The 23,008-nt window shown below is 61.9% G+C and carries 21 protein-coding genes; 15 read left to right on the top strand and 6 right to left on the bottom strand.

The features are described from left to right. The first annotated feature begins 72 nt into the window (after positions 1-72). Entirely contained in the window at positions 73-960 is an 888-nt protein-coding gene (gene gcvA / locus H1204_RS32770) for a transcriptional regulator GcvA (protein ID WP_180735116.1), read from the top strand. An 819-nt stretch (positions 961-1,779) separates the two neighbouring features. Here gcvA and kdgD read toward each other — a convergent pair. The 5 genes from kdgD to garL all read right to left on the bottom strand — a co-directional run bounded on the left by kdgD (position 1,780) and on the right by garL (position 7,033). Beyond that, a complete protein-coding gene (gene kdgD, locus H1204_RS32765) occupies positions 1,780-2,697 on the bottom strand; it encodes a 5-dehydro-4-deoxyglucarate dehydratase (RefSeq protein WP_180734675.1) in 918 nt (305 codons plus the stop codon). A gap of 92 nt (positions 2,698-2,789) precedes the next feature. After that, positions 2,790-4,130 carry a glucarate dehydratase gene (gene gudD, locus H1204_RS32760; protein ID WP_180734674.1) on the bottom strand — a complete coding sequence of 447 codons (1,341 nt, stop codon included), beginning with the start codon at positions 4,128-4,130 and terminating at the stop codon, positions 2,790-2,792. Between the two features lie 96 nt (positions 4,131-4,226). Beyond that, complete coding sequence (locus H1204_RS32755) at positions 4,227-5,288, bottom strand: beta-propeller fold lactonase family protein (protein ID WP_180734673.1); 1,062 nt, start codon at positions 5,286-5,288, stop codon at positions 4,227-4,229. After that, entirely contained in the window at positions 5,285-6,178 is an 894-nt protein-coding gene (locus H1204_RS32750; RefSeq protein WP_180734672.1) for a 2-hydroxy-3-oxopropionate reductase, read from the bottom strand. Before H1204_RS32750 ends, H1204_RS32755 begins: the two co-directional genes overlap by 4 nt. Positions 6,179-6,238: 60 nt before the next feature. Then, positions 6,239-7,033, bottom strand: a complete 795-nt coding sequence (gene garL / locus H1204_RS32745) for a 2-dehydro-3-deoxyglucarate aldolase (RefSeq protein WP_180734671.1) — start codon at positions 7,031-7,033, stop codon at positions 6,239-6,241. Between the two features lie 229 nt (positions 7,034-7,262). Here garL and H1204_RS32740 point away from each other — a divergent pair, with 229 nt between their 5' ends. Continuing rightward, positions 7,263-8,846, top strand: a complete 1,584-nt coding sequence (locus tag H1204_RS32740) for an aldehyde dehydrogenase (NADP(+)) (protein ID WP_180734670.1) — start codon at positions 7,263-7,265, stop codon at positions 8,844-8,846. A 77-nt stretch (positions 8,847-8,923) separates the two neighbouring features. Here H1204_RS32740 and H1204_RS32735 read toward each other — a convergent pair whose 3' ends face one another. Next, a complete protein-coding gene (locus H1204_RS32735; protein ID WP_180734669.1) occupies positions 8,924-9,685 on the bottom strand; it encodes a FadR/GntR family transcriptional regulator in 762 nt (253 codons plus the stop codon). A 561-nt stretch (positions 9,686-10,246) separates the two neighbouring features. Between H1204_RS32735 and H1204_RS32730 the strand changes: the two genes are divergently transcribed. The 13 genes from H1204_RS32730 (at position 10,247) to H1204_RS32670 (ending at position 23,001) form a co-directional block, all read left to right on the top strand. After that, complete coding sequence (locus H1204_RS32730) at positions 10,247-11,398, top strand: porin (RefSeq protein ID WP_180734668.1); 1,152 nt, start codon at positions 10,247-10,249, stop codon at positions 11,396-11,398. Positions 11,399-11,637: 239 nt separating this feature from the next. Further along, positions 11,638-12,456, top strand: coding sequence for a flagellin domain-containing protein (locus tag H1204_RS32725; RefSeq protein ID WP_180734667.1), 819 nt, complete (start codon positions 11,638-11,640; stop codon positions 12,454-12,456). A 93-nt stretch (positions 12,457-12,549) separates the two neighbouring features. After that, positions 12,550-13,713, top strand: a complete 1,164-nt coding sequence (locus H1204_RS32720) for a diguanylate cyclase (RefSeq protein WP_180734666.1) — start codon at positions 12,550-12,552, stop codon at positions 13,711-13,713. 145 nt (positions 13,714-13,858) lie between these two features. Beyond that, positions 13,859-14,545 carry a GntR family transcriptional regulator gene (locus H1204_RS32715; protein ID WP_180734665.1) on the top strand — a complete coding sequence of 229 codons (687 nt, stop codon included), beginning with the start codon at positions 13,859-13,861 and terminating at the stop codon, positions 14,543-14,545. Between the two features lie 242 nt (positions 14,546-14,787). Then, entirely contained in the window at positions 14,788-15,375 is a 588-nt protein-coding gene (locus tag H1204_RS32710) for an amino acid synthesis family protein (protein WP_007576843.1), read from the top strand. Further along, complete coding sequence (locus H1204_RS32705) at positions 15,365-16,273, top strand: alpha/beta fold hydrolase (protein ID WP_180734664.1); 909 nt, start codon at positions 15,365-15,367, stop codon at positions 16,271-16,273. The genes H1204_RS32710 and H1204_RS32705 overlap by 11 nt, the downstream gene beginning before the upstream one ends. After that, the gene (locus H1204_RS32700) at positions 16,266-17,222 is read left to right on the top strand and encodes a flavin reductase family protein (RefSeq protein WP_180734663.1); all 957 of its coding nucleotides are present in this window, start codon (positions 16,266-16,268) and stop codon (positions 17,220-17,222) included. The genes H1204_RS32705 and H1204_RS32700 overlap by 8 nt, the downstream gene beginning before the upstream one ends. 65 nt (positions 17,223-17,287) lie before the next feature. After that, a complete protein-coding gene (locus H1204_RS32695; protein WP_180734662.1) occupies positions 17,288-18,331 on the top strand; it encodes an LLM class flavin-dependent oxidoreductase in 1,044 nt (347 codons plus the stop codon). A gap of 33 nt (positions 18,332-18,364) precedes the next feature. After that, entirely contained in the window at positions 18,365-19,837 is a 1,473-nt protein-coding gene (locus H1204_RS32690) for an aldehyde dehydrogenase (RefSeq protein ID WP_180734661.1), read from the top strand. A gap of 13 nt (positions 19,838-19,850) precedes the next feature. Then, positions 19,851-20,165: an NIPSNAP family protein gene (locus tag H1204_RS32685; protein WP_007576848.1), complete on the top strand. Its 315-nt coding sequence runs from the start codon at positions 19,851-19,853 to the stop codon at positions 20,163-20,165. A 74-nt stretch (positions 20,166-20,239) separates the two neighbouring features. Then, positions 20,240-21,271 carry an ABC transporter substrate-binding protein gene (locus H1204_RS32680; RefSeq protein WP_180734660.1) on the top strand — a complete coding sequence of 344 codons (1,032 nt, stop codon included), beginning with the start codon at positions 20,240-20,242 and terminating at the stop codon, positions 21,269-21,271. 51 nt (positions 21,272-21,322) lie between these two features. Then, positions 21,323-22,207, top strand: a complete 885-nt coding sequence (locus tag H1204_RS32675; RefSeq protein ID WP_180734659.1) for an ABC transporter permease — start codon at positions 21,323-21,325, stop codon at positions 22,205-22,207. After that, positions 22,207-23,001, top strand: coding sequence for an ABC transporter permease (locus H1204_RS32670; protein WP_180734658.1), 795 nt, complete (start codon positions 22,207-22,209; stop codon positions 22,999-23,001). Before H1204_RS32675 ends, H1204_RS32670 begins: the two co-directional genes overlap by 1 nt. The last annotated feature ends 7 nt before the right edge of the window (positions 23,002-23,008 follow it).

Genomic DNA, 23,008 nt, shown 5'->3' with positions numbered 1-23,008 from the left:
ATCGACTTGAAAGCATTGGCTCAAACGAATTAAAGTGGCCGATGGGTGAATTCATTTCATGTGGATATTGCTATGCACAACAGGGCCACACTCAAGTCGATACAGGCGTTCGAGGCCGCTGCGCGGCTCTCGTCGTTTGCGCTTGCAGCAGACGAACTGTTCGTGACGCCTTCGGCGATCAGTCATCAGATCAAGCTTCTGGAGGATCAGTTGAGCGTGCGGCTCTTTCATCGCGTGCATCGCGCGGTGATCCTCACGGACACGGGGCGGCAATATGCAGAGGAAATCGGCGCGGCATTCGCGCGCATCGACAAGGCCACGCGGGACATTGGGCGGGTCGAGAAGAGCGACATCCTCACGGTGCATGCGACGCCTAGCATCGCGACGCAATGGCTGATGCCGAGACTGGCGCGTTTCAGTGCGTTGCATCCGGATATTGATGTGCGGCTCAATGCTTCTTCGGCGCCTGTCGATCTCATCAAGGAGGCGGTTGATATCGACATTCGGTATGGCGCGCGGCGATTGCAGCCGGCGGGGACGATGGTGCTCGATTTGCCTTTGGAGACGATTGTGCCGTTGTGTGCGCCAAGGTTGGCGTTGGGCGAGCATCCGATTCGCACTGTCGCGGATTTAAGGCATCACACTTTGATTCATAGTGAAGGGTGTCTCGTGGGGTGGCGGGACTGGATGCGGTTGCATCGCAAAGTTGTGCTGGATATTACGCGGGGGCCGCGGTTTGATCGGTCTTTTATGGCGATTTCGGCGGCCGTTGATGGGCTGGGAGTGTGTCTTGAAAGTTTGTTGCTTGCGCAGAGGGAGTTGAAGGCTGGGGCTCTCGTTGCGCCTTTAGGTTTAGAAGGTTTGCGCGTGAATGGCTATACCATGAACTTGCTTAAGTCGCGGGCGGATTTGCCTAAGGTTAAGAGTTTTCAGGATTGGTTGTTCGGGGAGTTGGAGTGAGGTTTTTTGCCTTTGCGGCGTAGGCTTTGCCGGTTTTGGGGTTTTTGTTGGATTGGTGGCTTTTGTGGTGTGGTGGTTTTGTTTTTTGCCTTTGCGTTGGCATCCGCGATTCGTTAGCGTGCTTCAAGCGTCGCCCCTGTGCGGGGCGGCACCTACTTTTCTTTGCCGCCGCAAAGAAAAGTAGGCAAAAGAAAGCGGCTAACACCGCCCGTTCTTGTATTTGCCTGAGGGCCCCCAACCGGTCTTATGCTTCGCGCGGCAACGTGCTTGTTCGCGTGCGTTGCCAACGCTTCGAATGAGCGCCTCACCCACTTCAAGCACTCGCACAAGGGCTAGCGGCAGCGAATGGTATGTGCCGCCCAGGTGGCAAACTGTGTGTAGGCCGTAGCGCCATACACGCCTCACTCCGGACCGATAGCACACGCATGCCGCCATGTAAGAGCGCCAGGCTATACGACGCGACAACCTACACACAGTTTGCCACCTGGGCGGCAGTGGATTGTCTGGCGCGGCATATGGCGACGCGGGCGCGCGAAGCGGGTGAGATGCATCGCAAGAGCGTTGGCAACGAATATGGGTGTCGTGGTTGCCGTGTGAAGCGTAAGAACCTTTGGGGGCCCTCAGGCAGGAAGAAATGTTGGCGGTGTGAGCCGCTTTCTTTTGCCTACTTTTCTTTGCGGCGGCAAAGAAAAGTAGGTGCCGCCCCGCACAGGGGCGACGCTTGAAGCACGCTAACAAATCGCGGATGCCAGCGAGAAAACAAGCAAACCAACCATCACAGCAAAGTCGAAACCCCCACCAGCGTCGCAGACAAAAAAACTACTGCGCTCCAAGCTTCTTGATAAGCACATCGAGTTGCGCGAACTCGTCTTCGCTCAGATCGGTGAGGGGCGCCCGCACAGGCCCAGCATCATGGCCGACAAGTTTAGCCCCAGCCTTAACAATACTCACAGCATAACCTTGCCGACGATTCCGAATCGCCAGATAAGGCAAAAAGAACTCATCGAGCAACTTGTCCGTAGTGGCATGATCATCTGCAGCGATCGCGCGATAGAACTCCATCGCCGTCTTAGGAATGAAATTGAACACAGCCGACGAATAAACAGGCACACCTAGCGCCTTATACGCCGCGGCGTAAACTTCAGCAGTCGGCAGACCACCAAGATAAGAGAACCGGTCGCCCATGCGCCGGCGAATGGTCACCATGCTCTCGATATCACCCACGCCATCCTTGAATCCGATCAGGTTCGGGCACTTGTCCGCGAGCCGCTCCAACGAATCAGCCCCAAGCTTTGAATTCGCGCGGTTATATACGATCACGCCCATGTTCTTCACCGCCTTGCACACCTGCTCGACGTGCATAGCAATGCCTTCCTGCGACGCTTCCGTCAGATAGTGCGGCATCAGCAGAATGCCCTGCGCGCCATTGCGCTCAGCTTCCTGCGCATATTCGATCGCGACACGCGTCGGGCCGCCCGCGCCCGCCAGAATCGGCACCTTGCCCTTGCAGGTTTCCGTCGCAGTGCGGATCACATTCGAATATTCCGACTTCGTCAGCGAGAAAAACTCGCCCGTGCCGCCCGCAGCAAAGAGGGCAGTCGCGCCGTACGGTGCAAGCCATTCCAGACGCGCGGCATACGTGTCGGGACGGAAGTCGCCGTTGCTGTCGAAATCGGTGACGGGAAACGACAGAAGGCCTTCGGATACGATCGCTTTGAGTTCTTGCGGCGTGGTCATGTTTGAGTTCGCTTGAGTGTGTCAGTCAGTGTTGAAGTATTGGCGGCCATGCAGGCCGCGTCATTCCGGAAGGGTTCCAGGCGCCAGAAGAATCAACGCACGAGGGAAGGCCGCTTGTTGTCGAACTTCCAGTTCGGAATCAGGTATTGCATCGCGACACCATCGTCGCGCGCGCCGAGTCCGTGCTGCTGATACAGCGCGTGCGCCTTTTCGAGTGCGTCCATGTCGAGTTCGACGCCAAGGCCCGGCTTCGCCGGCACCTTCACCTTGCCGCCGACGATCTGCAGCGGATCGCGCGTCAGATACTGGCCGTCCTGCCAGATCCAGTGCGTGTCGATCGCGGTGATCTTGCCCGGCGCCGCCGCCGCGACATGCGTGAACATCGCGAGCGACACGTCGAAGTGATTGTTCGAATGCGAGCCCCACGTGAGGCCCCAGTCGTTGCACATCTGCGCGACGCGCACCGAGCCCTGCATCGTCCAGAAGTGCGGGTCGGCGAGCGGAATGTCGACCGATTGCAGCAGGATGGCGTGACCCATCTGGCGCCAGTCGGTGGCGATCATATTGGTCGCCGTCGGCAGGCCCGTCGCGCGGCGGAATTCCGCCATCACTTCGCGGCCCGAGTAGCCGTTCTCGGCGCCGCACGGATCTTCCGCATACGCAAGCACGTCGTGCTGGTCGCGGCACAGGCGGATCGCTTCGGCCAGCGACCATGCGCCGTTCGGATCGAGCGTCACACGTGCTTCGGGGAAGCGTTCGGCCAGTGCCGTCACCGCTTCGATCTCGGCGTCGCCGGCCAGCACGCCGCCCTTGAGTTTGAAGTCGTTGAAGCCATATCGCGCCTGCGCGGCTTCCGCAAGTCGCACGACGGTTTCAGGCGTCAGCGCTTCTTCCGTGCGCAGGCGCTCCCAGTCGTCGCGTCCTTCGACGCCGCTCGCGTACGGCAGGTCCGTCTTCTTCCGGTCGCCGATATAGAACAGATAGCCGAGCATTTCGACTTCGTCGCGTTGCTGGCCTTCGCCGAGCAGCGCCGCGACAGGCACGCCCAGGTGCTGGCCGAGCAGGTCGAGGAAGGCGGCTTCGAGCGCTGTCACGGCGTGGATCGTCGTGCGCAGATCGAAGGTCTGCAAGCCGCGGCCACCCGCGTCGCGATCCGCGAACTGCTTGCGTACGTTGTTGAGCACGGCCTGCAGATTGCCGATCGACTGGCCGACCACGAACGGACGCGCATCGTCGATCGTCTTGCGGATGTTCTCACCGCCCGGCACTTCGCCGACGCCGGTGTTGCCCGCGCTGTCGCGCAGGATCACGATGTTGCGCGTGAAGAACGGGCCATGTGCGCCGCTCAGGTTCATCAGCATGCTGTCGCGGCCAGCGACGGGGACGACACGCAATTCGGTGACGGTTGGGGCGCCTTGGGTAATCGTAGACATGAGAGTCGGTCCTGGGGTTGGGTCCCAAAAGTGGCCTGTGATGGGCCGGTGAAATTCAATGAAAGATGTTCGCGCTGCCGCGTCCGGCGTGCAGCGCTACGTCTGCGCGACGATCTCGACCCAGTTCGCGCCGCGTCCGCCTTCGCAGCGCGAAACGGCGGAGAGGGCGCCCGAGTCGGCGTCGATCGCGTACACGACTACCTGCGCGGACTTCTCGCCGCAAGCAACGAGAAAGCGGCCTGACGGGTCGATCCTGAAGCCGCGCGGTTGCGCTTCCGTGTCGGTGTAGCCAGCGTATTCGAGCGAGCCTTCGCGAGTCGCGCGGTAGGCGATCAGACGGCTCGACGTGCGCTCGGCGACGTAGATGTAGCGGCCATCGGGTGTCACCTGCAAATCGGCGGCCCAGACGAGTGTCGCGGCTGTGGCCGGATCGACTTGCGCAGTGCGCGGGCAGCCATCGTTCAGATGCGCGAGCGACGGTGCGCGCGGCGATACGCTGCGGGCCGACAGCGCACCTGTTTCGCCATCGCGCGAGAACACGGCGACCGTCGCGCGGAATTCGCTCGACACGTACAGCGTTCTTTCATCGGGCGACAAGCGCAGATGACGCGGCCCGAAGCCAGCTTCCACGGGCATCTTCTTCACGAGTTCGAGCGCTGCGTCGTTCGCGTCGCGGACGATTGCAAAACAGAACACCGTGTCGGAGCCTAGCGACGTGGCATACGCGAAGCGGCCATCCGCCGACGCGATGACTGCGTGCGCATGCACGAAGCCTTCGACCACCTGACGCGGCGTGATTTCAGCACTGTCCAATGGGCTTGCGCGATACAGGCTCACGGAAGACTCACCGTACGATGCGCCGAGCAGCCAGTCGTCCGATGGCGTCAGCGACAGATACGCGAGATTCGATTCGATGGACGCGGTTCGCAGATGCACAAGCGCGCCCGTGTGCGTATCGACCGAATACGTGACGATGCTTCGTTGCGCGCCGCGCGTGGCAGCATGCAGCACGCGGCCACTGGCGGAGAGGGCGAGTGGCATCACGGTGTCTCCGGCTGGATGGCGCGCGATACGTTCGATGCCGCCCGTCGAACCATCGACGCGGAAGACGGCGAGATCGCCATCCACCGCATTCGAGACGATTGCGTAAAACGTCATTTCGGCTGCTGTCCGATTTCGTGGTCGGCGAGATATTCGAGCGCACGGACCATGCCCGAGTGATCCCATGCCTTGCCGCCGTGTGCCGCGCAGGCGTTGAACAGCGCCTGGCAGGTCGACGTGTTCGGCAGTGAAACGCCGAGCGCTTGCGCTGTGGATAGCGCGAGGTTTAAATCCTTCTGATGCAACTCGATCCGGAAGCCTGGATCGAACGTGCGCTTCGTCATGCGCTCGCCGTGCACTTCGAGAATACGCGACGAAGCGAAGCCGCCCATCAATGCCTTGCGCACTTTCTCCGCATCGACGCCGGCCTTCGACGCGAGCAACAGCGCTTCGCCCACGGCCTCGATCGTCGCGGCGACGATTACCTGATTCGCGACCTTGCAGATCTGACCCGCGCCCACTTCGCCGATCAGTGACACGTTCTTGCCCAACATGTCGAACAGCGGCTTGACCTTGTCGAACGTGGCTTGCGCGCCACCGACCATGATGGTCAGCGACGCGGCTTTCGCGCCCACTTCGCCGCCCGACACGGGCGCATCGAGATACTCTGCGCCTTTCTCGCGCACGCGTGCCGCGAAGTCACGCGTGGCGATGGGCGAGATCGAACTCATGTCGACCACGATCTGCCCCTGGCGCAGCTTGCTCGCAACGCCGTTCTCGCCGAACAGCACGCGTTCGACGTCGGGCGTGTCCGGCACCATGATGAAGATCACGTCCGCTTTCGCGGCGACATCCGCGGGGCTCGCGGATGCCGTCACGCCCGCTTGCGTCAGTTCGTCGGGCACGCCGCTGCGCGTGAAGGCGGTGAGCTCGACGCCGTTCTTGCGAAGATTGGCCGCCATGGGCTTGCCCATGATGCCGAGTCCGATGAAGCCTGCTGTTTGCATTCGCTACTCCCGATAGTGTGATGTGAGGTGACGTCCGTGCGTTCAGGCCGCCAAGGCCGATCAAGCCGGCATGAAGTGCTGGCGGACGTTGAGCGCGCCGCTGCGCAACAGGCCCATGTCGGCGCAGACGGAGACCAGTGTGGCGCCCATGCCGAGATAGCGCTCGGCGTCCTGCTGCACGTGCGCGAGGATGCCGGACGGCTTGCCCGCTGCCTTCGCGCGTTCAAAGACATGCGCGATGGCCTGCTGAACGTCGGCGTGACCGGCGTTGCCCAGATGACCATACGCGGCGGCGAGGTCGGATGGGCCGATGAAGACACCATCGACGCCTTCCACCGCGAGAATCTCGTCGATCGCAGCGACGGCCGCGCGGCTCTCGATCTGCACGATGACGCAGATGTTGTCGTTGACCACTTGCAGGTAGTCCGTCACCGCGCCGTACCGATTACCGCGCTGACCTACTGATACGCCACGAATGCCGTGCGGCGGGTAGCGCGTCGCGGCGACGGCGCGGCGCGCGTCGTCGGCGCTGTCGACGAACGGAATCAGGAAGTTGAAGAAGCCCGCGTCGAGCATGCGCTTGATGATGACGTTGTCGTTGGACGGCGGACGCACGATGGGCGTGGAGCGGCTGTCTTTCAGCGCCATCAGCTGCGGTATCAGCGTGAGTTCGTCATTGGGCGCATGCTCGGCGTCGAGCAGCATCCAGTCAAAACCCACGGTGCCGAGCAATTCGGTCGTAATCGGGCTGGCCAGTGATGCCCAGCAGCCGATCAGACGCTCGCCGTTTTTGACGGCGGCGCGAAAGCCATTCGGCAATGCTTGATAGGGTTGATACGGTGACGACGAAGCCATCTCTATCTCCTGGAGCGGGCGCTGCCTGCCCGGCGAAGTGCGTCTTGCGAAATATGTTATGTCATAGGACGTCCGAACACAAGATACGTTGTCAGTTGACTGCGAGAAAGGATGGTAAACCCTGAATGCTTATGGCAAGCGCCGCGCCGCTTGAAGCGCGCATTGCGCCATCGTCGGAATATGTTGTACGATGACCGATGTTAAACCAGCCAAATGGAGAAGAGACATCGTGCAATTGACAGGTGACATGCTGATCGGGCGGCAGGCAGTTCATGGCGCAGACAGGGCGCTGCGCGCATTCAATCCATCGACGGGCAAGGAGATCGACACGCCCGCCTTCGGCATCGGCACGGTTGAGGACGTCTCGCGCGCCTGCGAGCTGGCCGCGCAGGCTTTCGACACCTATCGGCATCTTCCGCTTTCACAGCGGGCCGAGTTTCTTGAGCGGATCGCGGATGGCATCACTGCGTTAGGCGATGCGTTGATCGAGCGCGCGCACGCCGAATCCGGGCTGCCAAAGGCGCGGCTGGAAGGCGAGCGCGCACGGACCACAGGGCAGTTGAAGCTGTTCGCCAGTGAAGTGCGCGCGGGCCAATGGCTCACGGCGACGCTCGATTCGCCGTTGCCCGAGCGCAAGCCCTTGCCGCGCTCGGATCTGCGCATGCAGAAGATTCCCGTTGGACCGGTGGCCGTGTTCGGCGCGAGCAATTTTCCGCTCGCGTTCTCGGTGGCGGGCGGCGATACGGCGGCGGCGCTGGCCGCCGGATGCCCGGTCGTCGTCAAGGCGCATCGTGCTCACCTCGGTACGTCGGAGATGGTCGGGCGCGTCATTCAGCGCGTGGCGGCCGACATGAACTTGCCCGAAGGCGTGTTCTCGATGATCGTCGGCGCGGGCAGCACGGTCGGCGAAGCGCTCGTCGCGCATCCGGCCATCAAGGCGGTCGGCTTCACGGGTTCGCGCGCGGGCGGCACGTCGCTGATGAAGGTCGCGGCGAATCGTCCCGAGCCTATTCCCGTCTACGCGGAGATGAGCAGCATTAATCCTGTGTTCCTGCTGCCTGTTGCTGTCGCGGCACGCGGCGAGGCGATCGCGCGTGGCTTTGTCGATTCGCTCTCGCTCGGCGCGGGGCAGTTCTGTACGAATCCGGGTCTGGTGATCGGTATCGACGGTCCCGAACTACGCGCGTTCACCCAAGCCGCGGCGCAGGCGCTCGATCAGAAGCCCGCGCAGACGATGCTCACGTCGGGCATTCATGCCGCGTATCAGGAGGGTGAGGCGAGGCTCGCTTCAATCGAAGGCGTCGAGCCCGTTGCGCATGGTCTCGAAGCGACGGGGCCGACACAGGCGTGCGCGGCGCTGTTCGTCACCGATGCAGCCGTCTTTCTGAGCAAGCCCGAACTGGAAGACGAGGTGTTCGGTCCCGCATCGACCGTCGTGCGGTGCAAGGACGAGCAGGAACTTCTCGCAGTCGCAGAGCACTTCGCCGGACAACTGACGGCAACGATTGCAATGGATCGCGACGACGTGCAACTCGCGAAGAAACTGGTGCCGATTCTGGAGCGCAAGGCGGGGCGTCTGCTCGTCAACGGTTTCCCGACGGGCGTTGAAGTGTGTCACGCGATGGTGCATGGCGGCCCATTCCCGGCAACGGCCGACAGCCGCGTGACGTCGGTCGGCTCGACGTCGATTGACCGCTTTCTGCGTCCCGTGTGCTATCAGGATTTTCCGGCTGAACTGCTGCCGCAGGCGCTGGCCGACGACAACCCGCTCGGACTCTGGCGTCGTCGCGACGGGCAGATCGTCAACGCGTGATCGTCTGACGCAATTGGCGTTGTAATGAAAAAGCGGCCATGTATTCGGCCGCTTTTTCGTTTGCTCGAAGTAGTGCTTTAAAGCGCGCGTGTCGATGCGGCTTCTTCCGCCTGGGCGCTTGCACGGCGCAGCCGTTCGCGGCTGCTCGACAGATGCATGCGCATCGCCGCGCGCGCACCATCAGGATCTTTGCGCGCGATCGCATCGAGAATGTTTTCGTGCTCGAGATTCACTCGCGCCATATAGGCGTTGGGATCGCTTTGAGCGAGCCCCGCCGAATCCACGCGATGCCGCGGAATCAGCGCTGTGCCCAACTGCGTGAGAATGTCGACGAAATAGCGGTTGCCCGTCGCGTTCGCAATTGAAATATGGAAGCGCAAATCAGCGGCCGTGCTGTCACCGCCGGCGCGGCTCGTTTCTTCGATGGCATCGAGCGCCGCGCGAATCTTCGCGATATCGCGTTCGCTCGCACGCTGCGCGGCGAGCCCCGCGCATTCCGTCTCGAGGCTGATGCGCAATTCCAGCACCGACAGCACATCGGTCAACGTGGTGGCGGGCACCATCTCCAGACCGAGTGGCTCGCGGCGCGGCTCCAGTACGAAACTGCCGATCCCGTGGCGCGTTTCGATCACGCGATTGGCCTGCAGGCGCGAAATCGCTTCGCGCACGACGGTGCGGCTGACGCCGAGCAAGGACATCAGCGTCGTTTCGGTTGGCAGTTGATCGCCCGGCTTGAGCGCGTGCGAAGCAACCTGCTCGTTGACATAGGCGACGACCTGATCAGCAAGGCTCCCGCGTGCCCGCCGTGGGGTCGAACCTGGTGCTCCAGACGCGGCCATGTAATGCTCCTGGGGATTTTCGAGATTTATCTGCATTATACGTTGTCCTACAACGAAAGGCCGGCTTTGGCGTGCGAGTCGTCGTGGCTGCGAAGCGCCTGTGCGCTTGCGTCGAGCGAATTGACGAGGTGGGTCCGACTGGCTTGTCGGACATCGCAACGCGTGGGCGAATGCCCCGGCGACACCGCGTGAAGGTCCGTCGCGCTGCAGCAGTCGGAACGTCGTTTTATGTGCGGTCGAAACCACGCATCAGCGATATCGACGGGCTTATCCGCAGCAAGAAAGAAAGATTGGGAAACGCTTAGCGAATCCTCACGCGTTGACTTCAAAAATCACGTCACCTAGATTGGCGCCTGTCTGGAAATCGCTTCATATTCTCTCTTTCCACGCAGATGAATATTGATTCCGGGCTTCGGCTATGTGCATTCACATAGCATTTTTTGCTTTATTAAAGGTAGGAAAGCTAATCAATTGCATATAATCAACAAGTAATTTATCGCTTTTTAAGCGCCTGTATTCTCGCGGTCGCAATAAATTTTTAAACGAGTGATAGAGGAACAGATGAAAAGAACTGCAATTGCGGCTGTTGCAATCACGTTGAGCTCGATGACGATCGCGGCTCACGCGCAGAACAGCGTCACGCTCTACGGGCTCATCGATGCAGGTATCGGCTACGTGCACAACGCCGACTCAAACAGCAACCTGACGGGCATGATCAACGGCAACCTCAGCGGCGACCGCTGGGGCCTGAAGGGCAGTGAAGATCTCGGCAGCGGGCTGAAGGCGATCTTCGCGCTGGAAAGCGGCTTCGATGTCGGTACGGGCAAGATGAGCCAGGGTTCGCGCCTGTTCGGCCGCCAGGCTTACGTGGGCTTCCAGGGCGGCAAGTGGGGCACCGTCACGCTGGGCCGTCAGTACGACCCAATCACGGATACGGTTCAAGGCGTCACCGCGGACAACTACTTCGGCTCGACGTTTGCGACGCCGGGCGACGTCGACAACAACGACAACAGCGCGCGCGTGTCGAACGCCGTCAAGTATGTGTCGCCGAACTACGCGGGCTTCCAGTTCGAAGGCCTCTACGCATTCAGCGGCGTGGCTGGCCAGACGGGACAAGGCTACACGTATAGCGGCGCGGCGACGTACTCGGTCGGCAATCTGTCGCTGGCGGCAGGCTATCTGCGCGCAACGAACAACTCCGCAACGGGCGGGCGCACGAGCTGGGCAAGCAGCACGACGGACTCGATCTTCGACAGCCACATCAACGACGGTTACGTGAGCGCGAAATCGGTCAGCATCGCGCAGTTGGGCGGTCAGTACGTACTCGGCTCCGTGACGCTGGGCGCGTCGTACAGCAACACGCAACTGAAGGCCGATGCCAGCTCGAGCTTTTCGACGACCGAGAAGTACAACAGCGGCAAGGCATTCGTCGCGTACCAGGCAACGCCCGCTTTGATCGCTGGCGTGGGCTATGCGTACACGGCGGCGTCGGGCGATACGTCGGCGCATTATCACCAGGTCAGCCTGGGCGCGGACTATAACCTGTCCAAGCGCACCGACCTCTACGCCGTCGCTGCGTATCAGCATGCCAACGGCACGCAGCGTCTGTCCGATGGCACGACGCAGGCAGCGCAGGCATCGATCGGCTCTTACGGCTATAACGGCACGAGCACGCAAGAGATTGCGATTGTGGGGATTCGCCACAAGTTCTGATGCATTGCATCTGATGCAAAACCCGCATGCGCAATTCGCGCATGCGGGTTTTTTTATGCTCTTTAAGAATATCCGGTAAGAAAGTTGAAGTAAGCGTAAATGGCAGCAATGAAAGATTTTGCGCTCTTAATTTTGCCGCTATCGAACCGTTAGAAAAGAAGCAGCGCCGCGAATGAGGGCATTGACAGGCTGGCGATGCAAAGGTCTTTAATGGAAGTTATTGAGGAACGGGGAAGCGAATGCTGAACATCAACACCAACATCATGTCGCTGACGGCGCAGAACAACCTGTCGGGCTCGCAAAGCGCGCTCTCGCAGGCGATCAACCGTCTGTCGTCGGGCAAGCGCGTGAACACCGCCGCCGACGACGCGGCCGGTCTCGCGATTTCGACGACGCAAACGGCGTCGATCAATGCACTGACGCAAGGGGCTGCGAATGCGAACAACGGCATTTCGATGGTGCAGACGACGAACGGCGCGCTGCAATCGATCGTCAGTAATCTGCAGCGTATTCGCCAGCTCGCAGTGGAAGCGGGCGACGGCTCGCTCGACTCGAACGCGCTGGCGAACCTGCAGTCGGAAGTGTCGACCCGCTTGACGGAAATCACGCGCGTCGCGCAACAGACCACGTTCAACGGCCAGTCCGTTCTGAACGGTGTCGGTACGATCAACTTCCAGATCGGCGCATTCGACAACCAGCAGATCACGGCCGACTTCGGCTCGCAGAAATGGGATGCAGGCAACCTCGGCATCAGCGGCCTGTCGGTCTCGTCGGCATCGGGCGCTCAGGCTGCGATGAGCACGATCGATAGCGTTCTCACGAGCGTCAACACCTTCCAGGCAACGCTCGGCGCGACGCAGAACACGTTTCAGGCTGCCATCTCGACGACGAACACGCAGGCAACGAACATGAGTTCCGCGCGTTCGCAGATCACCGACGCGGACTTCGCGACGGAAACGGCGAATCTGTCGAAGGCACAAGTGCTGCAGCAGGCGGGCATCTCGGTGCTGGCGCAGGCCAACTCGATGCCGCAGACCGTGCTGAAGCTGCTCGAGTGACGGCGGCGCGGGCTGAGGTATATTGCGAGGCTGTCCCGCAAGCGCACATGAAAACGGATGATTTTCATGTCGCGAGCCCGCCTCCGGAGCCGTATGCCAGCCTTCGATCTTCGCACCGTCATTCTGATGTCGTCAGTCATGCCCGGCTTGATGGCGCTCGTCATGTTCTCGCTGGGGCGCGGGTTTCCGGCGAACATTCGCGGCGTCGGGCATTGGGCTTCGGGTGCGCTGGTCGTATCGTTGTCGGCGATATTGCTTGCGTTGCGCGGCGGCATCGGCGACTGGCTTTCGATTGTCGTCGCCAATGTCGGCCTGAGTCTCGGCACAGGGCTGTGGCTGATCGGCAGCCAGATGTTCTACGGGCTGCGTCCGTCGAGGCGCTTCATCGCGCTGCTGCTCGTGATCGGCGTGATCGCGATGAGCTGGATGACGTGGGTACATCCTTCCGTGGCGGGACGCACGCTGTGCATGTCCGCGATCCTGACGGCGACGTTCGGACTGAACAGCCTCACCATGCTGCGTTTCGGCGAAGGCAGCAACACGGCGCTCTACGTCGGCTCGATGCAACTGGTGCAGACGGTCACGACGGCAGCGCGCGGCATCTCGATGTTCGTACCGGCCTGGGCGAGCACGGGCCTGTTCGCTCCCGACCTCATCCAGAAGATCTATCTGATCACGAGCGCGTTGATGTCGCTCACGGTGACAGTCGGCTTGTTGTTCGTCGCGATGGACAGGCTGCGCAATCAGCTCGAACAGCAGTCGTTCATGGACCCGCTGACGGGGCTGCTGAATCGTCGCGCGTTTCTTGGCGCGCATCAGCAGGAACGCGAGAAGACGATGCGTACGGGCGGATTGCTGTCGCTGCTGCTGATCGATCTCGACCACTTCAAGCAGGTGAACGACACGTATGGGCACGCCACGGGCGATCGCATCCTGATTGACTTCGCGAAGCGCGTCGCTGACATGTTGCCGGCGCCGGGGCATGTCGCGCGCTGGGGCGGCGAGGAGTTCGCGGTGCTATTGCCGCGCGTGCGTCCCGACGAGGCGAGGGACCACGCGGAGCGTATCCGCCAGCACATCGCGCGGAAAGACGACGCGACGCTGCCCGGCTATACATGCAGTATCGGTGTCGCATGCATGGCCGCGAGCGACGCAACCATCGAGCAACTGGCGAGAGATGCCGACGAAGCGCTGTATAGCGCGAAGCGCGGCGGGCGCAATTGCGTCCAGCTCAGCGATCACGTGATCCTGATCTAGAGGCGCCCCAGGCGCCTGGGCGGATAGCCGCCGACTTTCATCCAGCCGTCAACGCGGCAAGATGGACGATAATATGGCATTCCAGCTTCAGCGTTCGCTTTTCGCGAGGCAAGTTGGGCCTTCGTCCATTTCCTTACTGCTGCCTATGTCAGACCTCAGAATCGACCGCAACGCAAAGACACTGCGCGAACTCACGCTCGACAAGCTGCGCGGCGCAATCGTGCAAGGCTATTTCCGGCCGGGCGCGCGGCTCGTAGAGCGCACGCTGTGCGATGAACTGGGCGTGAGCCGGACGGTGGTGCGCGAAGTGCTGCGGCACCTGGAGACGGAAGGGCTCGTCGAGATCGTCGCGCGGCAGGGACCGATCGTTGCGCGACTGGACCCGGCGCAGGTCGGCGAAATCTACGAGCTGCGCGGTCTGCTCGAAGCCAACGCGGCACGCGCCTGCGCCGAACAGTCGACGCCCGAACTCGTGCAGCAACTGCGCGACATCCGCAAGACGATCGAGGACGCCTTCGAGAAAGAGGATCTGCCGCGTGTGCTCGATTACACCGAACGCTTCTATGAGGCGATGTTCGAAGGCGCGCAAAAACATGTGTCGCTGACGGTCGTGAAGACGCTGAACGCGCGCATCAACCGGCTGCGTGCGCTGACCATCGCGGTGCCGGGGCGCGGTGGTGAATCGAATCGCGAGATGAACAAGCTGCTCGACGCTATCGAGCGGCGCGATGGCGATGCGGCGTCGGCGGCGTCGTTTGCGCATATCAGGCGCACTGCGGAACTCGCGCTGAACGCGCTTGCGCAGCAAGGCGAGTCGACCGATAACGCCTGATCTGCTTCGTTGCTTCCGCTGTGTCCAAGGCCGCCGGCATCCCCGGCGGCTTTTCTTTTTGCATCTTTCCATCCGTTTGCTGCGTCGCACAAGCTTAGTGCCACGCCGAAAGCGTGCCTGAAATCGCTTCGTTCGTATCATGGTATTCCATAATACTTTGGTCATTGGTGCGGACCATAAGATGGAATACCATAATCTCAATCAACGACATTCATGGCCTAGGCCCCGTCAGGAGAAACGATATGAAGCTGGAAGTGCGCAAGCTGGTCACTTACGTCGAAGAGACATTTATCGAAGGGGGCAAGGCTGCGGCCCGGCCGCTGAAACTGATCGGCGCGGCGGCCGTGCTGCGCAACCCGTGGGCTGGACGCGGCTTCGTCGAGGATCTGAAGCCGGAAATTCACGGCCTGGCACCTCAACTCGGCGAAATGCTGACGGCCGAAATGCTGCGCGTCGCCGGTTCGGGCGATGCGATCGAAGGGTATGGCAAGGCGGCGATCGTCGGTACGTCGGGCGAGATCGAGCATGCGTCCGCGCTGATCCACACGCTGCGTTTCGGCAACTACTACCGCAAGGCCGTCGGCGCGAAGAGCTATCTGAGCTTCACGAATCTGCGCGGCGGTCCGAACTGCCCGATCGCCATTCCGTTGATGCACAAGCACGACGAAGGCATGCGTTCGCACTATCTGACGGTGCAGTTTTCGATCGTCGATGCACCCGCACCCGATGAACTGGTAATCGCGCTCGGCGCATCGATTGGCGGCCGTCCGCATCATCGGATCGGCGACCGCTATCAGGACCTGAAGGAGCTCGAGTCCAATGAAGCGTGAGCATGTCTCCGGGCACGCCGTGTCGCGTGGCGAGGCCGCGGGCACGAGCTACAGCGTCTACGCGCCGCAGTCGGCGGATGCACCCGAGACGGTGGTGCTGGTCCACGGCGTCGGCATGAACCAGAGTGTGTGGGCGCCGCAGATCGATGCGTTGACGGCGGCGTATCAGGTGGTCGTGTACGACATGCTCGGCCATGGCAATAGCGCCCTGCCGACGCCCGCGCCGACGCTCGACGAATACGCGGCGCAACTCGAAACGCTGCTCGACGCGATGCAGATCGAGCGGGCACATGTGGTCGGGCATTCGATGGGCGCGCTCGTCGCACTCGAATTCGCGCTTGCGCATCCGCAACGCACGCTGAGCGTCGTCGCACTGAACGCGGTGTACGACCGCACGCCAGCACAGCGTGAAGCCGTGATGACGCGCGCCGCGATGCTCGGCGACACACCCGCCGACAATCCCGCCGCGACCGGCGTGGACGCCACGCTGTCACGCTGGTTCGGCGATCCGATTCCCGTGCATCTGACGCAATCGGCCCAAGCCGTGCGCGATCTGTTGTTGTCGGTCGATCCCGTCGGCTATGCGCGCACGTACCGGCTCTTCGCGAGTTCGGACGATGCGCACGTTGGCCGCCTTGCAGAACTCGCGGTGCCCGCGCTGTTTCTCACGGGCGAATGCGATCCGAACTCGAGCCCGTCGATGTCGAGCGCGATGGCGGAGGCCGCACCATTCGGCCGCGCGGAAATCATCGCCAATGAACGTCACATGATGAACGTCACCGATCCGGCGCGCGTCAACGAACGGCTGCTCGCGTTTCTGACGGAAGCCTCGGCGCAGGGCGCCGCGACGGCAGCGAACGCGCTGCACGGATCGATCTCTGGAGAACGCCATGACTGATGCCGTCAACGAACTGCCTTTCGACATCGCCGATTTTCGCCGCGCGCTCGGCGCGTTCGTGACGGGTGTGACGGTCGTCACGACGATCCAGCCCGACGGCTCGCCGCGCGGCTTCACGGCAAATTCGTTCACGTCGGTGTCGCTTGATCCGCCGCTGATCCTCGTCTGCATCGCGAAGACGGCATCGAGTTATCAGGTGTTTTCAGAAGCGCGTCAGTTCGCTGTGAGCGTGCTGGCCGAAGACCAGAAAGCGGTGTCGGGCGTGTTCGCATCGAAGGCCGCCGACAAATTTGCACAGGTCGCGTGGAGTGCGCGCGCAACAGGTGCGCCCGTGGTCGACAACGCGGCCGCGTGTTTCGATTGCACGACGCACGATGTAGTCGATGCAGGCGATCACATCATATTGATCGGACGTGTGGTCGATTTTCTTCATACCAGCTCGTCGCCGCTCGGCTATTGCCGGGGCGCGTATGTGAACTTCAGCCTGTCGCAGGACGCACTCGCAGCGGCCGGGCCGCGCGCGCAAGTCGGCGCGATTCTCGAACATCGCGATGGCATCGTGCTGCTCGATACGCCCAAAGGTTTGCAACTGCCGACTGGCAACAAACTCGAACCCGCAAGCGATGCTGCCAGCCTGCGCGGCGTGCTGGCGAAACTCGGCCTCGAAGCGCATCTTGACTTTCTGTTCGCCGTATTCGAATCGGGCAGCGGTCAGGCACCGAGTGTGCAAGTCTATTATCGCGGCCGCGTGATCGACAGCGGCGCAGCGTGGATGGACAGCACGATCCGCATCGTGCCGTTGGCGCAGATTCCGTGGGATGAATTGCACGACGACGCCGTGCGCTCGATGCTCGAACGCTATGTACGCGAACGCAGCGAGGACGCCTTCGGCATCTATGTCGGCGACACGGAAGCGGGCACTGTGCAGACGCTCGCGCTGGCTCAATGAAGGCTTTGCATGGGACGTGAGTAAGCGCTAAAGCGCTAACTCACGTCGACAGGAGACCCAATACCATGAAATTTTCACTCTTCCTGCACATGGAGCGATACGACGACACGACGTCGCACCGCGAACTGTTCGATCAGATGACCGAACTCGTGCAACTGGCCGAGCGCGGCGGTTTCGAAACCGCGTGGATCGGCGAGCATCACGCGATGGAATTCACGATCGCGCCGAACCCGTTCGTCAATCTGTCATACCTCGCGGCGAAGACGGAGCGGATTCGTCTGGGCACGGGCACGGTGATCGCGCCGTTCTGGCATCCGATTCGCCTGGCGGGTGAAGCAGGCATGGTCGACGTAGCGAGCAATGGCCGGCTCGATCTCGGCATCGCACGCGGCGCGTATTCGTTCGAATACGAGCGCCTGTTGCCCGGCCTCGATGCAATGAGCGCCGGCGCACGGATGCGCGAACTGGTGCCCGCGTTGCGCAAGCTCTTCAACGGCGATTACGAGCATCAGGGCGAGTTCTGGTCGTGGCCCAAAACGACGCCCGTGCCGCGCCCGATTCAACAACCGCATCCTCCCATGTGGCTCGCCGCGCGCGATCCGAACTCGCACGCGTTCGCAGTGGCGAACGGCTGCAACGTGCAGGTGACGTCACTGGCTTCGGGCGATGCCGAAGTCGTGAGCCTGATGGAGCGCTTCAACGCTGCGTGCGCTGCGCATCCCGAGGTGCCGCGTCCGCAGGTGATGATGCTGATGCATACGTTTGTCGGTGCAAATGCAGCGGAAGTGGATGAGGCCGTCGAAGATCTCGCGACGTTCTATCGCTACTTCAGCAAATGGTTCAAGAACGAACGGCCCATTGAACAAGGCTTTATCGAGCCGTTGACGGATGCCGACGTCGCAATGTTCCCGCAGTACTCGTCCGAGTCGATTCGCAAGAACCTCGTGATCGGTGAGCCGAAGCAGGTGATCGCGCGGCTCAAGGGCTATGAGGAACTCGGCTATGACCAGTACAGCTTCTGGCTCGACAGCCATATGAGTTTCGAGCGCAAGCGCAAGTCGCTGGAACTGTTCATTTCCGACGTGATGCCGGCATTTGCAACCCGCTGACGTCACGCGCTAACAGACAACGGAGTGGCTGACATGGTCCAGCGGTTCCTGCAATACATCGACGGTGCTTTCGAAGCGGCGCGCGAGCATTTCGACAGCATCGACCCATCGACGGGTGACGTCTGGGCGCAGATGCCCGCCGCGAGCGCGGACGATGTCGACCGTGCGGTGCGCGCCGCGCATCGCGCATTGAATGATCCGGCGTGGGCAAACCTGACGGCGAGCGCGCGCGGCAAACTGCTGTACAAACTCGCCGATCTCGTCGCGCAACATGCGCCGCGTCTTGCCGAACTCGAAACGCAGGACACGGGCAAGATCATCCGCGAGACGCGCAGCCAGATTGGATACGTCGCCGAGTATTACCGCTATTACGCGGGCGTCGCCGACAAGATCCAGGGCGCGTGGCTGCCCGTCGATAAAGCCGATATGGAAGTGACGCTGCGGCGTGAACCTGTCGGCGTTGTCGCGGGCATCGTGCCGTGGAATTCGCAACTGTTTCTGTCGGCAGTCAAAGTGGGGCCGGCGCTCGCGGCGGGCTGCACGATCGTTCTCAAGGCATCGGAAGAAGGTCCCGCGCCTTTGCTCGAATTTGCGCGGCTCGTGCAGGAAGCGGGCTTTCCGAAGGGGGTCGTCAACATCGTGACGGGCTTTGGAAACGATTGCGGACGCACGCTGACGAGCCATCCGCTCGTCTCGCGCATCGCCTTCACGGGCGGACCTGAAACGGCGCGGCACGTGGTGCGCAATTCGGCGGAGAACCTCGCGGCGATGTCGCTGGAACTCGGCGGTAAATCACCCGTGCTCGTATTCGACGACGCCGATCTCGACAGCGCATGCAACGCCGTGATCGCGGGCATCTTCGCTGCGACGGGGCAAAGCTGTGTGGCCGGTTCGCGACTGGTCGTGCAGCGCGGCATTCACGATGCGCTTCTCGAACGTCTCATCGCCAAAGCGCAAACGATCCGCATCGGCAATCCGCAGGACATGGCGACCGAAATGGGGCCGCTGGCGACGCGCCGTCAACTCGAGCATATCGAGAACGTGCTGCGCGCAAGTGTCGAAGCAGGCGGGCGCGTCGTGACGGGCGGCAAGCAGCCGGACGGCGTGGGCAAGGGCAATTACTTCTTGCCGACCATCGTCGATTGCCCGAATGCGCAGGTGCCGAGCGTGATGGAAGAACTGTTCGGACCGGTGCTGAGCGTCGTCACGTTCGATACGGAAGCCGACGCGATTGCGCTCGCGAATGACACACGCTATGGCCTCGCATCCGGCGTCTTCACGCGCGATCTGACGCGCGCGCATCGGCTCACGCGTGCGCTGCTCGCGGGCATCGTGTGGGTCAACACGTATCGCGCGGTGTCGCCTATCGTGCCGTTCGGCGGCTATGGTTTGAGCGGCCTCGGACGTGAAGGCGGGCTCGAAGCGGTGCTCGAATACACGCGCACGAAATCCGTGTGGATTCGCACGTCGGATGAGCCGATCGCCGATCCGTTCGTGATGCGCTGAAACAGGAGCCCGCATGTTCTACGAAATCCGCACGTATCGAATCAGGACGGGCGCGGTGCCTGCCTATCTGAAGCTGGTCGAAGAAGAAGGCATCGCGTTGCAGAAGCGTTATCTGGGAGAACTGATCGGCTATTTTTTTTCGGAGATCGGTCCGCAGAATCAGATCGTGCATATCTGGGCCTATCCGAGCCTCGACGAACGCGAACGCCGCCGCGCGGCGCTCGCCGAAGACCCGGCATGGCAGGCCTTTGCGCCGAAGATTCAGGCGCTGATGGAAGAGATGGAAAACAAGATCATGAAGCCAGCGCGTTTTTCGCCGCTGGCCTGAGAGAGCATTTCGACGGGCCGCCCGCTGTACGAATCCCATCGCATCGACACAAGACATATTCCCTGGAGACAGACATGAGCAGCAGAAGCACCACGTATTTCGCGCCGCTGATCGCGCTTTGCGCGGCGACGCTCGCGGCAACGCCGGCCCTCGCCGCGGACCCGATTGTGTTCACGAGTTGGGGCGGCACCACGCAATCGTCGCAGCAGAAGAACTGGGCGGCGCCGTTCACGCAGGCGACGGGCATCAACGTGCTGATGGATGGCCCGACCGACTATGGCAAGCTCAAGGCGATGGTCGACAGCGGCAACGTGAACTGGGATGTCGTCGACGTCGAAGGGGATTTTGCGTATGCGGCGCAACAGGCCGGTCTGATCGAGCCAATCGACTACTCGGTCGTGAAGAAGGATGAGCTGGACCCGCGTTTCGCTACGCCGGCGGCTGTGGGCAGCTTCTACTACTCGTTCGTCCTCGGCTACAACAAGGCGAAGTACAAGGACGCACAGCCATCCACCTGGGCCGATCTGTTCGATACGAAGAAATTCCCCGGCAAGCGCACGCTCTACAAATGGTCGGCGCCCGGCGTGCTCGAAATCGCGCTGCTCGCCGATGGCGTGGCGCCGAACAAGCTCTATCCGCTCGACCTCGACCGCGCGTTCAAGAAGCTCGATACGATCAAGGGCGACATCGTCTGGTGGAGCGGCGGCGCGCAATCGCAGCAGTTGCTCGCATCGGGCGAAGCGCCTATCGGCATGTTCTGGAACGGGCGCCTGCACGCGCTCGAACAGACGGGCGTGCCCGTCGGCATTTCATGGAACCAGAACCTGACGGCGGCTGACATGCTCGTGATCCCGAAGGGTGCGAAGCACAAGGCGGAAGCGATGAAGTACCTCGCTGCCGCAACGAGCCCGCAAGCACAGGCAAAGTTCGCAACGGATACGGGTTATGCGCCTATCAACGTGAAGTCTGCCGCGTTGATGTCGCCCGCCATCGCGAAGACGCTGCCGGACCAGTACAAGAACTCGCAGATCAATCTCGACATGAAGTACTGGGCCGAGAATCGCGACGCGATTGCGAAGCGCTGGTACGCATGGCAGTCCAAGTAAGCGTGTTGCACGACAGCGTCGCAATCGTTATCGGAGTGGATGGGAGACACCATGCCTAATGTCCTGAGTACCGTCGCGCATCCGCCCGCGACGGCCGCGCGCCGGCGGCGCGACTGGCGCAGCGTTCGCCTGCTGATACCCGCGCTGCTGCTGCTCGTGATCTTCTTTCTGCTGCCCGTGCTGTCGCTGCTGTTGCGCAGCGTGCTGGAGCCGTCGCCGGGTTTGCATAACTATGGGCAACTGGTCGGCTCGACGGACTATCTGCGCGTGTTCGGCAACACGTTTCTGGTCGCGACGGTCGTGACGCTAGCGACGCTCGCGATCGGTTTCCCGACCGCGTGGCTGCTCGCCATTGCGTCGCGCAAGCTAAGTGCGGTGTTCTTCGCGATCCTGCTGCTGTCGATGTGGACCAACCTGCTGGCGCGTACTTTCGCGTGGATGGTGCTGCTGCAACAGACGGGGCCGATCAACCGGATGCTGATGGCGCTCGGAATCATCAGCGAGCCGCTGACGCTCGTGAACAACCTGATCGGCGTGACCATCGGCATGACGTACATCATGTTGCCGTTTCTCGTGATGCCGCTGCATGCAACATTACGCGGCATCGATCCGTCGACGCTGCGCGCGGCGGCGATCTGCGGCGCGAGCCGGTGGCAGGCGTTCTGGCGCGTGCTGGTGCCGCTGGCAATGCCCGGCGTCGCGTCAGGTGCGTTGATGGTGTTCGTGATGGCGCTCGGTTACTTCGTCACGCCTGCGTTGCTCGGCGGCGCGTCGTACATGATGCTCGCTGAACTCATCGCGCAACTGGTGCAGCAACTGCTGAACTGGGGGCTTGCTGGCGCAGCCGCTTTTGTGTTGCTCGCCGTGACGCTCGCCCTGTATGCGCTACAACTGCGCTTCACTGGCAGTGCGCGCGCAAGTCTGGGAGGCCGATAATGCTGCTCGATTTCGATCGCTTGGGCGCGCTGCGCTGGGCATTGCTCGCTGTCGGCGCTGCCGTTGCGCTCTTTCTCTTGCTGCCGATCGTATTCATCGTCGCGTTGTCGTTCGGTGATTCGCAATGGCTGATCTTTCCGCCGCCTGGCTGGACGCTGGAGTGGTATCGACAGCTTTTCACCGACGCCGGCTGGATCGACTCGTTGCTGACGAGCGCGAAGCTCGCGGTGATCGTAACGGTGCTCTCGGTAGTGATCGGTTTTCTCGCGTCGCTGGCGCTGGTGCGCGGCAAGTTTCGCGGACGCAATGCCGTGCAGGCGTTTTTTCTGACGCCGATGGTGTTGCCCGTCGTTGTGCTGGCCGTCGCGTTGTATGCATTCTTCCTGCGCATCGGCCTGAACGGCACGATGACGGGTTTCGTGATCGGCCATCTGATCATCGCGCTGCCGTTCTCGATCATATCGATCAGCAACTCGCTCGCGAGCTTCGACACGGCGCTCGAGGATGCCGCGCTGATCTGCGGCGCGTCGCCGCTCGAAGTGAAATTGCGCGTGACATTGCCCGCGATCCGGCTTGGCATTTTCGCTGCGGCGATCTTCTCGTTCCTCGCGTCGTGGGACGAAGTGGTGGTGTCGATCTTCATGGCGAGCCCCACGTTGCAGACACTGCCCGTGCGTATCTGGGCGACGCTGCGGCAGGACTTGACGCCCGTCGTCGCGGCGGCGTCTTCGCTGCTGGTCGGCTTGACTGCTGTATTGATGCTTGCGGGCGCCGTGCTGCGCCGCGCGCGATAACCAAGGT

The sequence above is a fragment of the Paraburkholderia sp. PGU19 genome, assembly GCF_013426915.1.
Taxonomy (GTDB): Bacteria; Pseudomonadota; Gammaproteobacteria; order Burkholderiales; family Burkholderiaceae; genus Paraburkholderia.
The sequence above is the reverse complement of the archived record's forward strand: the minus strand, read 5'-3'. Positions and strand labels throughout refer to the sequence as shown.

Coding starts and splice junctions, on each gene's coding strand:
- H1204_RS32695 (WP_180734662.1), top strand. CDS start 17,288: ATGAAATTTTCACTCTTCCTGCACATGGAGCGATACGACGACACGACG.
- garL (WP_180734671.1), bottom strand. CDS start 7,033: ATGGCTTCGTCGTCACCGTATCAACCCTATCAAGCATTGCCGAATGGC.
- H1204_RS32690 (WP_180734661.1), top strand. CDS start 18,365: ATGGTCCAGCGGTTCCTGCAATACATCGACGGTGCTTTCGAAGCGGCG.
- H1204_RS32755 (WP_180734673.1), bottom strand. CDS start 5,288: ATGACGTTTTACGCAATCGTCTCGAATGCGGTGGATGGCGATCTCGCC.
- kdgD (WP_180734675.1), bottom strand. CDS start 2,697: ATGACCACGCCGCAAGAACTCAAAGCGATCGTATCCGAAGGCCTTCTG.
- H1204_RS32715 (WP_180734665.1), top strand. CDS start 13,859: ATGTCAGACCTCAGAATCGACCGCAACGCAAAGACACTGCGCGAACTC.
- H1204_RS32710 (WP_007576843.1), top strand. CDS start 14,788: ATGAAGCTGGAAGTGCGCAAGCTGGTCACTTACGTCGAAGAGACATTT.
- H1204_RS32720 (WP_180734666.1), top strand. CDS start 12,550: ATGCCAGCCTTCGATCTTCGCACCGTCATTCTGATGTCGTCAGTCATG.
- H1204_RS32725 (WP_180734667.1), top strand. CDS start 11,638: ATGCTGAACATCAACACCAACATCATGTCGCTGACGGCGCAGAACAAC.
- H1204_RS32685 (WP_007576848.1), top strand. CDS start 19,851: ATGTTCTACGAAATCCGCACGTATCGAATCAGGACGGGCGCGGTGCCT.
- H1204_RS32680 (WP_180734660.1), top strand. CDS start 20,240: ATGAGCAGCAGAAGCACCACGTATTTCGCGCCGCTGATCGCGCTTTGC.
- H1204_RS32750 (WP_180734672.1), bottom strand. CDS start 6,178: ATGCAAACAGCAGGCTTCATCGGACTCGGCATCATGGGCAAGCCCATG.
- H1204_RS32705 (WP_180734664.1), top strand. CDS start 15,365: ATGAAGCGTGAGCATGTCTCCGGGCACGCCGTGTCGCGTGGCGAGGCC.
- H1204_RS32730 (WP_180734668.1), top strand. CDS start 10,247: ATGAAAAGAACTGCAATTGCGGCTGTTGCAATCACGTTGAGCTCGATG.
- H1204_RS32700 (WP_180734663.1), top strand. CDS start 16,266: ATGACTGATGCCGTCAACGAACTGCCTTTCGACATCGCCGATTTTCGC.
- H1204_RS32670 (WP_180734658.1), top strand. CDS start 22,207: ATGCTGCTCGATTTCGATCGCTTGGGCGCGCTGCGCTGGGCATTGCTC.
- gcvA (WP_180735116.1), top strand. CDS start 73: ATGCACAACAGGGCCACACTCAAGTCGATACAGGCGTTCGAGGCCGCT.
- H1204_RS32675 (WP_180734659.1), top strand. CDS start 21,323: ATGCCTAATGTCCTGAGTACCGTCGCGCATCCGCCCGCGACGGCCGCG.
- H1204_RS32735 (WP_180734669.1), bottom strand. CDS start 9,685: ATGGCCGCGTCTGGAGCACCAGGTTCGACCCCACGGCGGGCACGCGGG.
- gudD (WP_180734674.1), bottom strand. CDS start 4,130: ATGTCTACGATTACCCAAGGCGCCCCAACCGTCACCGAATTGCGTGTC.